14 protein-coding genes are annotated in these 14,691 nt (G+C 67.8%); 5 read left to right on the top strand and 9 right to left on the bottom strand.

Annotation, left to right across the window (positions count from 1 at the left end; all coding sequences use genetic code 11):
* The first annotated feature begins 95 nt into the window (after positions 1 to 95).
* Complete coding sequence (locus tag ACFTSF_RS31565; protein WP_380158032.1) at positions 96 to 1,316, top strand: hypothetical protein; 1,221 nt, start codon at positions 96 to 98, stop codon at positions 1,314 to 1,316.
* 5 nt (positions 1,317 to 1,321) lie between these two features.
* On the opposite strand, the gene ACFTSF_RS31560 is transcribed toward ACFTSF_RS31565, so the two are convergent.
* The 3 genes from ACFTSF_RS31560 to ppdK all read right to left on the bottom strand — a co-directional run bounded on the left by ACFTSF_RS31560 (position 1,322) and on the right by ppdK (position 5,254).
* The gene (locus ACFTSF_RS31560) at positions 1,322 to 1,597 is read right to left on the bottom strand and encodes a muconolactone Delta-isomerase family protein (RefSeq protein WP_344153905.1); all 276 of its coding nucleotides are present in this window, start codon (positions 1,595 to 1,597) and stop codon (positions 1,322 to 1,324) included.
* A gap of 136 nt (positions 1,598 to 1,733) precedes the next feature.
* A complete protein-coding gene (locus ACFTSF_RS31555; RefSeq protein WP_380158030.1) occupies positions 1,734 to 2,561 on the bottom strand; it encodes a methyltransferase domain-containing protein in 828 nt (275 codons plus the stop codon).
* Between the two features lie 41 nt (positions 2,562 to 2,602).
* Positions 2,603 to 5,254 (bottom strand): pyruvate, phosphate dikinase, encoded by a 2,652-nt coding sequence (gene ppdK / locus ACFTSF_RS31550; RefSeq protein WP_380158028.1) that lies wholly within the window; start codon positions 5,252 to 5,254, stop codon positions 2,603 to 2,605.
* 276 nt (positions 5,255 to 5,530) lie between these two features.
* On the opposite strand from ppdK, the gene ACFTSF_RS31545 reads away from it, so the two are divergent.
* On the top strand, positions 5,531 to 6,097 hold the full coding sequence (locus tag ACFTSF_RS31545; protein ID WP_380158026.1) for a hypothetical protein: 567 nt from the start codon (positions 5,531 to 5,533) through the stop codon (positions 6,095 to 6,097).
* Here the strand turns inward: ACFTSF_RS31545 and ACFTSF_RS31540 are convergent.
* Genes ACFTSF_RS31540 through ACFTSF_RS31515 form a run of 6 tightly spaced genes read right to left on the bottom strand, consistent with a single transcriptional unit; the run spans position 6,074 to position 13,261 of the window.
* Positions 6,074 to 8,038, bottom strand: coding sequence for a VWA domain-containing protein (locus tag ACFTSF_RS31540; RefSeq protein WP_380158024.1), 1,965 nt, complete (start codon positions 8,036 to 8,038; stop codon positions 6,074 to 6,076). The two genes, ACFTSF_RS31545 and ACFTSF_RS31540, sit on opposite strands and share 24 nt — an antisense overlap.
* Positions 8,038 to 9,435, bottom strand: coding sequence for a sigma 54-interacting transcriptional regulator (locus tag ACFTSF_RS31535; RefSeq protein WP_380158023.1), 1,398 nt, complete (start codon positions 9,433 to 9,435; stop codon positions 8,038 to 8,040). Before ACFTSF_RS31535 ends, ACFTSF_RS31540 begins: the two co-directional genes overlap by 1 nt.
* A gap of 44 nt (positions 9,436 to 9,479) precedes the next feature.
* Complete coding sequence (locus ACFTSF_RS31530; RefSeq protein WP_380158021.1) at positions 9,480 to 10,757, bottom strand: serine hydrolase domain-containing protein; 1,278 nt, start codon at positions 10,755 to 10,757, stop codon at positions 9,480 to 9,482.
* A gap of 10 nt (positions 10,758 to 10,767) precedes the next feature.
* Entirely contained in the window at positions 10,768 to 11,478 is a 711-nt protein-coding gene (locus ACFTSF_RS31525) for a Clp protease N-terminal domain-containing protein (RefSeq protein WP_380158019.1), read from the bottom strand.
* 51 nt (positions 11,479 to 11,529) lie between these two features.
* The gene (locus tag ACFTSF_RS31520) at positions 11,530 to 12,723 is read right to left on the bottom strand and encodes a serine/threonine protein kinase (RefSeq protein WP_380158017.1); all 1,194 of its coding nucleotides are present in this window, start codon (positions 12,721 to 12,723) and stop codon (positions 11,530 to 11,532) included.
* A gap of 10 nt (positions 12,724 to 12,733) precedes the next feature.
* On the bottom strand, positions 12,734 to 13,261 hold the full coding sequence (locus tag ACFTSF_RS31515) for a hypothetical protein (protein WP_380158016.1): 528 nt from the start codon (positions 13,259 to 13,261) through the stop codon (positions 12,734 to 12,736).
* A gap of 89 nt (positions 13,262 to 13,350) precedes the next feature.
* On the opposite strand from ACFTSF_RS31515, the gene ACFTSF_RS31510 reads away from it, so the two are divergent.
* From ACFTSF_RS31510 to ACFTSF_RS31500, 3 genes are read left to right on the top strand one after another with little or no spacing between them, the layout of a single operon-like run.
* On the top strand, positions 13,351 to 13,674 hold the full coding sequence (locus ACFTSF_RS31510) for a hypothetical protein (RefSeq protein WP_344153936.1): 324 nt from the start codon (positions 13,351 to 13,353) through the stop codon (positions 13,672 to 13,674).
* The gene (locus ACFTSF_RS31505) at positions 13,659 to 13,952 is read left to right on the top strand and encodes a hypothetical protein (RefSeq protein WP_380158014.1); all 294 of its coding nucleotides are present in this window, start codon (positions 13,659 to 13,661) and stop codon (positions 13,950 to 13,952) included. The genes ACFTSF_RS31510 and ACFTSF_RS31505 overlap by 16 nt, the downstream gene beginning before the upstream one ends.
* On the top strand, positions 13,952 to 14,626 hold the full coding sequence (locus tag ACFTSF_RS31500; RefSeq protein ID WP_380158012.1) for a hypothetical protein: 675 nt from the start codon (positions 13,952 to 13,954) through the stop codon (positions 14,624 to 14,626). The genes ACFTSF_RS31505 and ACFTSF_RS31500 overlap by 1 nt, the downstream gene beginning before the upstream one ends.
* Positions 14,627 to 14,691 lie beyond the last annotated feature (65 nt).

Raw genomic sequence — 14,691 nt, 5'->3', positions numbered from 1 at the left:
TCACTTCGCCGCCGGTCACCGCCCCCTGGCCCTTCGTGGGCTCCGCGCCGCCTACACTTACCCAACTCCCGCCGCCATCCGGAGAGGACCAACACATGCAGGACGACACCTCCGCGGTGGTGAACGAGTTCGAGGCGGAGGCCTGGCCGCTGGAGGCAGCGGCCGACAGTCTGCACCAGGTCATCGACGGCTTCCAGGACGGCGACACCCGGCCGCTGGTGATCGGTGACGGCGACCAGCCGGTGCTGGTCGTGCTCGCGATCGCCGATCTGGCCGACTTCCGGTCCCGGGTCGCCGAGCTGCTCGGCAACCCGGTCGACGCCGGCTGGCTGCGCTACTTCCTGCGCTCGAACTTCGACATGAGTTCGGAGCGGCTGATCGAGCTGCTCGGGGTCGACGCCGACCACGGGCTGTCCTCACTGGCCAGCCAGGTGAACGTCGAGCAGGCGGCAATCCTGATGCCGGACCACTTACGTCGTACCGAGGCCGGCGGGAACCCGCTGATGCTGATCGGCGACGGGATGATGGCGACCGCGGCGCTGCTCGCGTTCCCGGCGTTCCAGGTGCTGCTCGCGATGGACGGCGGCAACACCGTCGAGGACGACTCCTGCGCGCATGACGATGACGACGACGGCAGGCCGACCACTCCGCTCGAGGTTCTGGCCGAGCGGCTCGGGCCGATCTCGACGCAGCTCGTCGCGCAGATCAACGCCGGTCGCGAGCCCGGGCTGCCGGCGTACGAGCTGCACTTCGAGGACGACCTGATCGACCACCTGCGCGACCTCGAAACGATGGCGCAGAAGTCACCGGGCAGCGACGCCTATGTCGAGCTGAACGAGCTGCTGCACCAGTTCGACGAGATGCGCAGCGGGCAGGTCGACGTCGACGACAACGAGCCGGACGAAGCGCCGTACCTGGAGGCGACCGATCTGCAGGCCGCGCTGTCGGACCTGCGCGACAACTTCCGCAGCGGCGTCGAGGACCCGTACCTGATCGGGTACGACGGTCGCCCGCTGGCCGGTTTGATCACCTTCGACCTGTACGAGGAGCTGCAGCAGGTCTCGGTCGAGCTCGACGGTACCGACGAGGCACCGGTGCTACCGCTCCCCCAGCCGCGCTGGGAGAACGGGCCACCGGTGCTGATCTTCGAAGCCGCGATCGCGGTCTGCGAAGCCGTCGTCCAGGACATCCAGAACGGCGAGGGCTCGATGATCTTCATCGGCGACGAGGACGGCGACCCCGAGCTCGTCCTCGCCCCGCTGGTCTGGCTCTGGGCCTATGTCGACCACCTCAACCTCGAAGGCGCTGAGGTCTAGAACCCTCAGAACTCGAACAGCGGCTGCCACTCGGTGAGCAGCGCGAGCTGGTAGACCTCGGCCGGGGTGTAGGGGTCCTTGGCGAGGATGTCGCGGAGCTCTGCCTCGTCGGCGACGTTGTACACCAGGAGTGCGCCGGTCTGGTCGGTGAAGGGTCCGGCGGCTACCAGCTTGCCGGCTTGTTTGAGCTCGGTCAGGTACTCCCGATGGGCCGGACGGACCGCCAGCCGCTCATCGGTCTCGGCGAGGTCGAACTGCAGCTGCACCACGAAAAAGGCCATACCCCGAACCCTACAACGAGGGGGGATACGGCCTTGTGTACAACAAGTTTTGGTGCGGGAGAGGGAATCACGAGCCGCCACAGCGGCTGGTTCGAGTCAGACCCGAAAGTCGACGGTGAATTCCCTTCCCGCCCGGTTATCTTGACTGGTCGGCGGCGTCCAACGCAAGGGGTTGGTTAAGAGAAACTGCAGCAGAAAGTTGAGTCAGGTAACGCTTCGTGACGGTACCGCCGTCCGCTTCAATGAGAGCGCGGACACAGTCGTACAGACCGTCACGCCGGTCCGCTGTCAAGGCCCGATGACCCGAGTACGACGACAAAAGTTCGAGGTACTCGGCGGCCGAGTAGACCACTTCCCACTCGTACCGCCGGAACCGCACCGGCCCGAACAAACCGGACGCGCCGAACTCACTCGAGTCCTCCGGTACGGCGCTCGCCGCCGGCAGCCCGCCCTTCTCCGGATCGTCGGTGAACCGGTCGTAGCACCGCTGCACGTCGACGAAGAACTGCTCACTCCCGCCGGCGATGTGATGCGTCGAAACGACAGCCAGTACGCCGCCCGGCCGCAGCACCTGCGCACACCGCCGTACCCGAGTCGCCGGATCAAGCCAATGGAACGCAGTCGCCGACAACACGAGATCAAACGTCGGCGCCGGCAGCTCCCAGGTGTCGAAGTCCGCCACGATGATGTCGGAAGCCGGCACATTCCGGCGCGCGACTGCAGCAAGCTCCGCACCCAACTCAACCGCGGTGATCGACCAACCGCGTTGAACCATCGGCCGGGTGGCCTGGCCCGTCCCCGGCCCGATCTCGAGGACCCGGATCGGCCGGCTCACGGCGCTCGCCTCCCCGACTCCGAGCAGGTCGGCCAGGTCGTCGTACAGGCCGCTTGGATAGTTCGGACGGACTCGGTCGTAGAGTTCGGCGTCTTCGGTGAAGGTCTGGCGTAGCTGCTCCCGGCTCACCCACGCACCGTAGTACGGGGTGAGCGGGAGCGTCCGCCGAATTAGAGCGCCGCGCGACCGGCTTCGAGGCGGGCGATCGGGACGCGGAACGGCGAGCACGACACGTAGTCCAGGCCGACCTGGTGGAAGAAGTGGACGCTGTCCGGGTCGCCGCCGTGCTCACCGCAGACGCCGAGCTTGAGGTCCGGCTTGGTGGCGCGGCCGCGGTCGACGCCGGTGCGGACGAGTGCGCCGACACCTTCCACATCGATCGACTCGAACGGCGAGACCGCGAAGATCCCCTTCTCCAGGTACCGCGTGAAGAACGAGCCCTCGACGTCGTCCCGGCTGAAGCCCCACGTGGTCTGGGTCAGGTCATTCGTCCCGAACGAGAAGAAGTCGGCCGCTTCCGCGATCTGGTCCGCGATGACCGCGGCGCGCGGGAGCTCGATCATCGTGCCGATCGGGATGCTCCACTCGACACCGACCTCGGCGAGCACGCGGCTCACCTCGTCGCGCGCCAGGTGCAACTCCTGCACCGCACCGACGAGCGGGATCATGATCTCCGGCCGCGGGTCCTTGCCCTGGCTCTTCAGCTCGACCGCGGCGCTCGCGATCGCCCGCACCTGCATCGCGAACAGACCGGGGATCACCAGCCCGAGCCGTACGCCGCGGAGTCCGAGCATCGGGTTCTGTTCGTGCAGCCGCTCGACCGCGGCGAGCAGTTTCGCGTCGCGGCCGGCGTCCTCGCCGCGCTCGTTCGCGAGGGCGACCTTGACCGCGAGATCCTCCATCGACGGCAGGAACTCGTGCAGCGGCGGGTCGATCAACCGGATCGTCACCGGCTGCCCGTCCATCGCGCCAAGCAACTCGAGGAAGTCACCACGCTGCAGCGGCTCAAGCTCGGCCAGGGCGGCTTCTCGCTCGGCGTCCTCGTCGGCCAGGATCAGTCGCTCGACCGCCTCCCGCCGCTCACCCAGGAACATGTGCTCGGTCCGGCACAGACCGATGCCCTCGGCACCGAACCGCCGGGCCCGCGCGGCGTCGTCCGCGGTATCCGCGTTCGTCCGTACGCCGAGACGTCGTACCTCATCGGCGTGGGTGATCAGCCGGTGCACCGAGGCCACCAGTTCGTCACCGGCATCCGCGGCCAGCGAACCTTCGAAGTACTGGACGACCGGCGACGCGACCACCGGGACCTCACCGGCGAAGACCTCACCGGTGGTGCCGTCGATCGAGATCGTCGCACCGGCTTCGAGGACCGTGCCGTTGACCTTGATGGTGCCCTGGGCAACATTCACGTCGAGCTCTTCGGCACCGCAGACACAGGTCTTGCCCATGCCGCGCGCGACCACGGCCGCGTGCGAGGTCTTCCCGCCGCGGCTGGTCAGGATGCCCTGCGCCGCGATCATGCCATGCAGGTCGTCCGGGTTCGTCTCCCGGCGGACCAGGATCACCTTCTCGCCCTTGTCCGCTGCCTCAACCGCGGCCGCCGAGGTGAAGACCACCTTGCCCGAGGCGGCACCCGGCGAAGCGCCGATCGCCTTGGTGATCAGCTCCTTCTCCGCGTCCGCATCGAACCGCGGGAACATCAGCTGCGCGAGTTGTGCACCCTTCACCCGCTTCAGCGCCTCGTCGGTGTCGATCACACCCTCGTCGATCAGGCTGGTCGCGATCCGGAACGCAGCCGCCGCGGTCCGCTTGCCGACGCGGGTCTGCAGCATCCACAGCTTCCCGCGCTCGACCGTGAACTCGATGTCGCACAGATCGCGGTAGTGCCCCTCGAGCTTCTCCATGATCGCCATCAGCTCGTCGTACGACGTCTTGTCGATCTGCTCGAGATCCGCGAGCGGGACCGTGTTGCGGATACCCGCGACCACGTCCTCGCCCTGCGCGTTCTGCAGGTAGTCGCCGTACACGCCGGGCTGGCCGGTCGAAGGGTCGCGGGTGAAGCAGACCCCGGTTCCCGAATCCATGCCGAGGTTGCCGAACACCATCGAGCAGATGTTGACCGCCGTACCGAGGTCGGTGGCGATCCGCTCCTGGCGGCGGTAGAGGATCGCGCGGTCCGAGTTCCACGAGCCGAAGACGGCCTCGATCGCGAGGTCCATCTGGGCCCGCGGGTCCTGCGGGAACTCGCGACCGGTGTGGTCGTGCACGGCCTGCTTGAAGGTCTCGACGAGCGCCTTGAGGTCGTCCGCGTCCAGGTCCAGGTCGTTGCGGGTGCCCTTGGCCTGCTTGGCCGCCTCGATTGCGTCCTCGAAGACATCGCCTTCCATGCCGAGCACGGTCTTGCCGAACATCTGGATCAGCCGGCGGTATGCGTCCCACGCGAACCGGGGGTTCCCCGACTGGTGCGCGAGACCGTTGACCGAGTCGTCGTTCAGGCCGACGTTCAGGACCGTCTCCATCATGCCCGGCATCGAGACCGCGGCACCGGAACGAACCGAGACCAGCAACGGGTCATCGGCCTGCCCGAGCTTCTTGCCCATCTTCTGCTGCAGTACGTCGACGTGGTGGTCGATCTCGTCGGCCAGCTCCGCCGGCACCGAACCGGTGCTCAGATACGCCTTGCACGCCTCGGTGCTGATGATGAATCCGGGCGGTACCGGCAGGCCGAGGTTCGTCATCTCGGCGAGGTTCGCACCCTTGCCGCCGAGCAGCTCCTTCATGGTCTTGTTGCCTTCGGCGAAGTCGTAGACGAGTTTCGGCACGTTCACTCCCTGGGGTGCGGGTGCTGCTGCTGAGGCGCGGGGCGGTAGCCCGCTGGCCCCTCGACTTCACTGGCGTGGGCGTTCTTTCAGAGTAAGCCAGAAAACCAGTCCAGTTGAACACTGGTCTCACAATGGCAGCGTGACGCTCCCCACAGACCGAAGGCCGGAAACCCCTTACCTGGTTGACAACGCGAGACAATCGGCCTCTCCATCGATGAATCGCAACCGCTGCGTGCCAACCAGGTTTCGTCCAGGTTTCCCTCTACAGTCGCCGGTGTGCGCATCGTCTCGCTCCTCCCCTCGGCCACCGAGATCTGCTTCGCCCTAGGCGCCGGTGATTCCGTGGTCGGCGTCACCTTCGAATGCGACTACCCCGCGGCCGCCCGCACCCGCCGCATCGTCTCCACCACCGCCCTCCCCGAAGGCCTGACGCCGGGCGAGATCGACACCGTCGTCCGAGCCCGGGTAGCAGCCGGCGAAGACCTCTACAAACTCGACGCCGGTGCCCTCCGAGACCTCAACCCGGACATCGTCATCACCCAGGACCTCTGCGCGGTCTGCGCCCTGGACGTCGCCGACGTCGAGTCCGCCCTCAACTGCCTGGGCTGCACCGCCGAGGTAGTCACCACCAACCCCCACACCCTCGCACCGGCTGCCGCCCCGCGCCGAGGTGTGGGCCGTGGACTCGAACAGCTACTTCGCGCGGCCAGGACCGCGGCTGGTGGACGGGATCGAGCTGCTGGCCGAAATTCTCGCCGGCCGCACTCCCGATCCCGCCCAGGCTCGCCGCGTCCGTTAGGACCGCCGGGCGGTCCGGAGCTACAGCTTGCGGCGGGTTCTTAGGTAGTCGGTTACTACGGCGGCGCCTAGGCCGTCCAGGTCGGGGGCCAGGACTCGGCCGCCGCTGCGGCGGGCCAGGAGGTTGACGAAGGCGTTGAGGCGCGGGTCGTCGCCCAGGCGGAAGACCGTCAACGAAGCGCCTAGTTTGGCTAGGCGGTCTACTTCGAAGATGGTTTTGCGGAGGGTGGCTGGTTCGGGTGGGTAGGAGAATTCGGCGGTGCCGTCGGGTTCCAGGTGGGCGGTGGGTTCGCCGTCGGTGACCATCAGGACTACTGGTTGGGCGTCCGGGTGGCGGCGGAGATGGCGGCCGGCTAGCAACAGAGCGTGGTGGGCGTTGGTGCCTTGTTCCCAGGTGCCTTCTAGGCCTATCAACTGCGGTAGCTCGACTACGGTTGCATGGCGGCCGAAGGTGATTAGTTGGAGGGCGTCGTTGCGGTAGCGGGTGGAGATCAGTTGGTGGAGGGCCAGGGCGGTTCGCTTCATCGGTAGCCAGCGGTTCTCCTGCACCATCGACCACGAGGTGTCGACCAGCAGCGCGACCGCCGCCCGAGCCCGATGCTCGGTCTCGGCGATCTCCACGTCGGCCACGTCCAGTCGCACGGATCCGCGTCGACTAGAGCCAGCAGTCCGCAGTACGGCGTTGCGCACCGTCCGCGACACGTCCCACGGCTGGGTATCGCCGAACTGCCATGGCCGCGTCGACCCACTCAACTCACCAGCAGCACCAGCATTTGCCGCGTCCCGCTCACCGGAACCACGAGCAGACCGCAGTACGTCGGCTAGTGCCGTCTGACCCAACTGTCGCAGCGCCTTCGGGGACAACTGCAGCGAGCCGTCCGGCGCGCGCTCCAGCAAACCCTGGTCGCGCAACTGCCGCTCAAGCTCGCTCAACCGCCGAGCGTCGACAGTCGCCTCATCACCCAGCTGCCGCGTGAGTGCATCCAGATCGATGTCCTCCAGCCGTGCACCCGGATACGACTGCGACAGCTGCTCAGCCAGCGCGTCCAGCTCAGCCAGATCCGACATCGCCCGCGCACCTTCAGCCAGCCCAAGCGGATCATCACCACTCATCTGCGCCGAACCCGACCAGTCCTCACCCGGCCGCAGCGACTGCAGCTGAGAGTCCAACTGCGCCAACTGCTGAGCCAGCTGCGGACTACCGAAAGCCTGCTGCGACAACTCGGCCAGCTCGGCCCGCTGCTCCGGCGTCATCGAGTTCAGCATCCGTTGCGCTGCGGCCGCACGGGCAGCCAGTACGTCGATCAGCTCCTCGACCGTCCGCGGATTCTCCGGAAAGAACTCCCCGTGCTTGGCCATGAACTGTTCAAAGAGCTGAGGCACATCCGGCCGACCCTGCGCATGCGCAGCCAGCAACGCGTTCAAATCGCCGAGCATCTCGTTGATCCGCTCGACGTCCTCCGGCGTCGTCTGCTGCAACGCGTCCTTCATGCCCTCGAACCGCGACCCGAGCAACTCCCGCCCGAGCAGTTCGCGGATCTCCTCGTACTTCGCGCGCCCCTCCGACGACTGCCAGTCGTACGACGCCAGCTCCCGTACGGCGGCCGCCGTACCAGAAGGCAGTGCGTCGAGCTGCGCCTCCCGGAATCGCGCATCATCGGACGGGTTCGGGAACAGCTCACGCCGCTCCGCCTCCAGCGCTTCGTCCAGCAACCGCTGCACATCGCGAAGCGTGCCGTCGAGGTTGTGCCGCCGCTGGATCTCCCGGCGGCGCTCCCACAACCGCCGGGTCAGATCGTCGAGCCCCTGCGTCCGCTGCGTACCGCGCCGGAGCAACTCCTCCAGCGCGGATCGCGGCGAGGACCCGTTCATCACGTCGCGGCCGATCTCGTCGAGCGCGTCCCGCAGATCCACCGGCGGCGCCAGTGGATCCGGCCCGTCGTGCCACGGCCCGTAGGACCAGCCTTCAGGAATGGATGCGGTCATCAGACTCCGTAGACGGTTGTGTCGTCGTCGGCGTCCTTGGCGACTCGCTTGGACAGGTAGAGCGCCTCCAGCGCGAGCTCGATCGCGGCCGCGATCCGCCCCGGGGACTCGTCCGCTTCGACCCCGGCCCGGGCCGCGACGTCATGCAGCACCGGAAGCTCGGGCAGCGCGGCCAGCACGTCCTTGCCGGGCACCCGCTCACCAGTCGTCACAAGGTTGCCGTCAGCAACGGCTTGCGCGAGCGGCGCCAGGTCGAGACCGGCGAACCGCTCCCGCGCGGTGTCGGCGACCGAGCGGCGCAGCAGGTATTCGAGCAGCTCGATCTCGCGCCCCTCCTCCCCCGGCTCGAACTCCAACTTGCCCCGCAGTACGGCGGGGACCGCGTCGAGATCGACCGGACGAGCCACCGCCGGTTCCTCGCCGGTGATCGCACTCCGCCGCAACGCCGCCGCGGCAATCGTCTCCGCCGCAGCCACCGCGAACCGGGCCGAAACCCCCGACCGCTGGTCGATGGCCGGTGACTCCCGCAAGTGCCGGACGAACCGCGCCAGCACCTCGAGCAGCGGCTCCCCGACCTCGGCCGTGAACTCGGCCTCCTGCCGGATCACGTCCACCTCGGCGTCGATGTCGAGCGGGTAGTGCGTCCGCACCTCCGCACCGAACCGGTCCTTCAGCGGCGTGATGATCCGGCCGCGGTTCGTGTAGTCCTCCGGGTTCGCTGTTGCCACCAGCAACACGTCGAGCGGCAGCCGCAGCGTGTACCCGCGGACCTGGATGTCGCGCTCCTCCATCACGTTCAGCAACGCGACCTGGATCCGCTCGGCCAGGTCGGGCAGCTCGTTGATCGCCACGATCCCACGGTGCGACCGCGGTACCAGCCCGAAGTGGATGGTCTCCGGGTCGCCGAGACTGCGGCCCTCGGCAACCTTCACCGGGTCGACATCACCGATCAGGTCACCGACCGACGTGTCCGGGGTCGCCAGCTTCTCGGCGTACCGGAGGCTGCGGTGCAGCCACGCCACCGGCAGCTCGTCACCGAGCTCGGCTGCGCGCCGGATCGAGGCAGGCGTGATGGGCTCGAGCGGGTGCTCGGGCAGCTCGGCGCCCTCGATCACCGGGGTCCACTCGTCGAGCAGGCCGACCATGGTGCGCAGCAGCCGAGTCTTGCCCTGGCCGCGCTCACCCAGCAGTACGACGTCGTGCCCCGCGAGCAGGGCACGCTCCAATTGCGGAATCACCGTCCGGGTGAATCCGACGATGCCGGGCCAGGGATCACGCCCGGCCCGGAGTTCTTTCAGCAGGTTGTCACGGAGCTCGGCCTTGACTGACCGAGGCAGATAGCCGGCGGCCCGAAGGTCACCAGCCGTACGAGGAAGTTCAGCAGGTGCACTGGTCACGTCACGACGTTAGCTCGGTCACCCCAAAAGTCGAGGGCCTTATCTCACCGTTTGGGTGTGTAGCGGTCAGCACTGCGGACGTGCGTCTCGGCGAAGATCACCGGCACCCACGGGTGCTGCGGGGATTCGCGAGTGACGAAGTGGTTGCCGTCGTCGGGTGCGGCCGGGCGGAGTTCGTCCTCAGCGACCGGCTTCTCGGTGAACGCGAGGCGGTCCCCGATGGCCCGGTAGATCATGCCGAGGTGCCCGTCGGGACGGCGTACGACCTCGATCTCGACGGAGGCGCGGGCGTAGGTGCCGAGGTGGCGGTCGTCGGTCGGTACGTCGATGGGTTCGGGGCGCGGCGGGTGTCCGACGCCGGTGTGGTGGGTGAAGACCTCGGAGGCGATCGCTTCGAAGAGTGAGGTACCGGCGCTGGAGTTGGTGAGCAGGCAGACCGCGACGCGGGCTTCGGGGTCGATGCGCAGGAACGCTTGCTGGCCGATCGTCGTACCGTCGTGGCCGAACAGGCTGCGGCCGGACCAGTTGTAGAGGCGCCAGCACAGCCCGATGTCGACCGTGCCGCCGGAGCCGCTGGTGGTCAATCCGTGCGGTTCGCGCATGGCGTCGTACCGGTCTGTCAGGTGCGAGCGGGCGAAGGCGAGCAGGTCGCCTGCGGTCGAGGCGATCAGGCCGGCTGGGCCGATGCTGCGCGGGAGCTGCCAGGTTTCTACCGGTGTGCCTTCTGGCGCTTTGTGGCCGACGGCGGCGCGGTGCAGGATCGCCTCTTCGGGGAGGGTGACGGTTTTCTTCAGGCCGAGCGGGTCGATCAGGCGGGCGCGGAGGGAGGCGTCCCAGGTGCGGTTGTCGAGGACCTCGATGATGCGGCCTAGGACGGCATAGCCGGCGTTGCAGTAGGAGTACGCCGTACCGGGTTCGAAGAGGAGGTCGACGCCGGCCAGGAGGGCGACGTACCGCTGGACGCAGTCGTCGCCGCGGCCGGTGTCGGTGAAGACGTCGCCGTCGATGCCGCTGGTGTGCGTGAGCAGGTGCCGGACGGTGATCCGCGGGTCGATCGGTGCTTCCGGCAACACCTTGACGACCGCATCGTCGAGGTCGAGCCGGCCCTCTTCGGCGAGCTGGACGATCATCGTCGCCGTCCACGCCTTGCTGATCGAACCGAGGTGGAACAGCGAGTCGGCGGTGGTTTCGACGCCGGTCGCGACGTTCAGGACGCCGTACGGCGTGATCGTCGTTTCGCCGTCGGCCCAGATCCCGAGCACCGCACCCGGTACCGAGGCCGCCTCCGCCAACTCACTCAACCGCGCAGACCAGTCAGGCATGCGCCCCAACCTACTTGGCCAGCTGATCCAGCAACCCGCGGATGTCCCGCAGAGCGGTGTCCTCGTCCAGGCCCTGCTCGATCAGGATCTTCGTGGCGATGCCGCCGGTGTCGCGGTAGAACGAGAGCAGCAGGTGCTCGGTGCCGACGTAGTTGTGCCCGAGGGTGAGCGCGGACGCGACCGCACCTTGTAAGACGTGGGTCGCACCACGCGTGTACGGCGGGTCTTCCGCGTCGATCGGCTTCGGCGGAGGCGTTGTCTCGACCGGGCTGACGAGTTCGACCGCCTCATGCAGTTTCTGCTCGGTGAGACCGCGCCCGACGAGTACCTGGGTCGCCAGCGCCGCCGGCTGCGTGAAGAACGCGAGCAGCAGGTGCTCCGCCCCGACGAAGTGCTGGTTCCGCCCGTTGGCCACGTCGACCGCGGCCCGGACGACGGCCGTCGTACGGGGCGTGAAGCGGTCGAGCGACTTGGTGCCGAACGAGTCCGCGAACCGCTTGTGGGCCGCCTGCTTACTCACCCCGAGCACCGCACTGATCTCAACCCACGACTTGCCCGCACCCCGAGCCCGATCGACGAAGAACCCGAGCGCCGCGTCCCCCGTGCTGGTCAGCTCACTGATGGTCGACGCCGCAGTCGCGAGCTGCAGAAGCTCGTCGTCACTGCCGGTGTCGTCCTTGATCGTGTTGATGAGTTGCTGAAGATCCGGTCCAGGAGTCATACGTCAACCCTAGGTTGACAGCCTTCGGTGCGTCAACCCCGGGTTGACGACCTAGCAGCTATGCCGCACGTACTCCGTCAACGACCACCCGGTCCGCCCGTCCGGCAACCGCACATGCACCCACGTCTCCCCGTCCCGCTGCTCGATCGGCGTCAACCGATCCCCCCGATAAACAGTCGCCACCACCGCCCGACTCCGCGGCGCATCCCGAACCGTCGCATCCTGAGCACAAACCGTCAGCTGCTCAACCGTCCCCTCACGCCCTTGCAGGAGGACGGTCGCCGCCGCAATCGCCACCCCCACCACAGCAATCCCACCAGCCATCACTCCGACAACCCGCCGCCGACTCCACCGCGAGCCCGCTCCTCCCCACCTCCGTGGCTGGGGTGGTTGGCTGGTCGCCGCACCTCCCGCGGCTGCACGGAGGGCGGTGGCGAAGGCGGCGGCGGTGGGGTGGCGGTCGGCTGGGTGTTTGGACATGGCTTGGCGGATTACTTCGTCGTACTGGGTGTTGGTGGTGGGCGGCGGGAGCATGGCTACGGCGTAGGCGAGTTCGGGGAGGGTACGACGCTCGTACGGGCGGCGGCCGGTGAGTAGGGCGTAGAGGGTGCCGCCTAGGGCGTAGACGTCGGTGGCTGGGGTGACGGGGTCGCCTCGCCATTGTTCGGGCGCCATGTAGGCAACGGTTCCGGCCATCGAGCCCAGGGACGGGCCGGACGGCGTACCGCTGTGCAACCACGCATCACCGCTCAGGTCCAACCCAGTGGTCGACTCGAGGCTGGCCAACTGGCGGGCGACTCCGAAGTCGGCGACTAGCGGGCGGCCGTTGTCGAGGATGATGTTGGCTGGTTTGAGGTCGCGATGGATGACGCCAGCCCGGTGTACGGCGTCAACTGCGTCCGCCACGTCGGCGAGGAGTTCGACAGCGCGCTCGATCGGCAGCGGACCCTCAGAGTCCAGCAGATGTTGGAGATCCGGCCCACTGAGTCGGTCCATCACCAGCCAGGCCTGGTCGCGTTCACCACCTACCTCGTGCACGCGAACGACACCCGGGTGCACGACAGCTTCCGCCAACCGGGCCTCGCGGCGCAGGCGGTCACGGTACTGCGGGTCGACCAGCTCCGGATGCACGACTTTGACCGCGACAGACCCCCCATCGGCCAGCCGGACCCCCGCGTACACCACCCCTGTCGCACCCGCACCCAGCGGCTCCGCCAGGCGGTAGCCAGGTACTTCGACGATCACGGCACGCACACTAACCCGCACTGTCTGCTTCCGGAAGGGATTCTGCTGCCAGGTCCACCAGGGTCTCGAGTTGTGTCAGCTCAGCAAGCACTTTCCGCCGGAACCGCGGCAGGTTGCCAGGCTCCGTACGCAACGGCGACAACACCTGCCGTACGGCGCGGCCAAGCGGATCGTCAGCCGCATCCTCGGCAACCGGTAGCAGCTCACGCGCCTCGGCCAACGACTGGCTGAGCAGCTTCAACCGGATCGGCTCCTCGAGCAACAAGGCCGCGACCCGCAACATCCGCCGGCCCGCCTTCAGCGCGAGCTCGGGGCTGATCGGCTGCGCCGGGGAATCCCGCTGCGACCGGACCACGTCGATCCAGGGCTCGATCGTCGTACCGCGCCAGATCGGGCCGGACGACAGTTCGCCGTCGGGTTCCGGGATGCCGTGGCTGCGGCGGCGGCGCCAGGCCGTGACGAGCTGCCGGTTCAGGCCGAGCGCGTCCGCGATCTCGGCGATGCCGTAGAAAGCCTTGCGTTCCGCCCGAGCACCCATCGGCTCACTGTATCCAGTGATGACAGCCATTGCCATCTTGGGCGACACGATTTACCGTCATCACAGATAACAACTTCATGGAGGTTCAGATGACAAGGAAGTCCGCCCCCTTCCTCCTGACCGCGGCCGCCGTGTCCGGCGCCGTGCTGCTGGCCGGTACCCAGGCCGCGGTCGCCGTCGATCCGCCGCAGCACGCGATCATCGTGTGCCAGGACGCGACGATGTACGAGAACTACAACTTCTCGATCCCCGGTCCGGTGAACCAGCTCCGCGTGCTCGAGTACGGCAACAAGGTCGGCCACACCCGGGGCAAGCACCCGGTCTACAACGGCTGGGCCTCGATCCAGGACTTCGGCCCGAACGACTGGGGCTTCGTCCGCTACGAATGCCTCGGCGGATGGGGCAGCTGGTGAACGCGCGGCGCGTTACCGCCCTCACCGGCGCGCTGCTCATCGCCGGTACGGCGCTGACCGCCGTACCGGCTCATGCCGCCGGCGGCACCGTCGGCGTCCGCGAGACCGTCTGCGCCCAGGACCTCGAGCTGCGCGTGAAGCCCGGCGGCGCCCGGATGGGCACGCTGCACAAACCGCAGACCTTCCTGGTCAAACAGATCAGCGGTGAGTGGGCCTTCGGCTTCGCGTACGGCGACATCAACCACGACGGCTGGGTCCAAGACGGCTGGTTCTGCTGATGAGACGCCTTCTCGCGGCCCTCATCGTGGCAACCCTGTGCGCGTTGGCCGCACCGGCACACGCGGTCAACCAGTACGTCACCAAGGGCAATGTCACCAAACCCGCCGCCTGCAACAACTTCGGCACCATCCCCGCCGGCGGCTGGCTGGCGAACAAGTCGTGCGGCTACGTCATGGGTACGGCGATCGCCGGCACCCGCTTCGACGTCCACACCACCACACCGAACAACTTCCACTTCGGCCGCTGGCGGGCCGGTGACGGCTCGAACTTCTGCGCCTTCCTGGTCCCCGGCGCGCTCGACCTTTCGAGCTCAACCCCGGTCGCCGCCAGCTGCAGCTCCGACACCAGCGCGCGGCTCTCCCACCGCCGTTCCTTCGGCCGCGACTTCGACGCCGCACCGCACACCGGCAACGGCGCGATCATCGTCCGCATCAACCCCGCGGCCTGCACCGGCTACTACAACTATTTCGTCGACAGCAACTACACCTCCGGCCGTCTCCACGACCCGGTCGGCTTCGCCCTCCCGTCCACCGGCGGCTACCGCTACTCCACCAACGACCTCGGCGCCTCGATGATCCGCGTCGACGCCCTCGGTGAAACCATCTGGCTCTTCGTCGCCCGCTCCTGCATCGCCGGCCAACTCCCCGCCAACCTCAACAACGAGAACGACTGAGGTTGTCGGTAACGACACGTAGTAGTGGGTTCTCGGCCGCTCCGCACGTCACCGCCCCGCGTGCG

The organism is Kribbella sp. NPDC056951, assembly GCF_042674205.1.
In the GTDB taxonomy this organism is placed as follows: domain Bacteria; phylum Actinomycetota; class Actinomycetes; order Propionibacteriales; family Kribbellaceae; genus Kribbella; species Kribbella yunnanensis.
The sequence above is the reverse complement of the archived record's forward strand: the minus strand, read 5'-3'. Positions and strand labels throughout refer to the sequence as shown.

Bases quoted from the DNA above. Each gene is read 5' to 3' on its own strand.
- ACFTSF_RS31510 (WP_344153936.1), top strand. From the start codon at position 13,351: ATGACAAGGAAGTCCGCCCCCTTCCTCCTGACCGCGGCCGCCGTGTCC.
- ACFTSF_RS31530 (WP_380158021.1), bottom strand. From the start codon at position 10,757: ATGCCTGACTGGTCTGCGCGGTTGAGTGAGTTGGCGGAGGCGGCCTCG.
- ACFTSF_RS31515 (WP_380158016.1), bottom strand. From the start codon at position 13,261: ATGGGTGCTCGGGCGGAACGCAAGGCTTTCTACGGCATCGCCGAGATC.
- ACFTSF_RS31525 (WP_380158019.1), bottom strand. From the start codon at position 11,478: ATGACTCCTGGACCGGATCTTCAGCAACTCATCAACACGATCAAGGAC.
- ACFTSF_RS31565 (WP_380158032.1), top strand. From the start codon at position 96: ATGCAGGACGACACCTCCGCGGTGGTGAACGAGTTCGAGGCGGAGGCC.
- ACFTSF_RS31505 (WP_380158014.1), top strand. From the start codon at position 13,659: ATGGGGCAGCTGGTGAACGCGCGGCGCGTTACCGCCCTCACCGGCGCG.
- ACFTSF_RS31560 (WP_344153905.1), bottom strand. From the start codon at position 1,597: ATGGCCTTTTTCGTGGTGCAGCTGCAGTTCGACCTCGCCGAGACCGAT.
- ACFTSF_RS31540 (WP_380158024.1), bottom strand. From the start codon at position 8,038: ATGACCGCATCCATTCCTGAAGGCTGGTCCTACGGGCCGTGGCACGAC.
- ACFTSF_RS31500 (WP_380158012.1), top strand. From the start codon at position 13,952: ATGAGACGCCTTCTCGCGGCCCTCATCGTGGCAACCCTGTGCGCGTTG.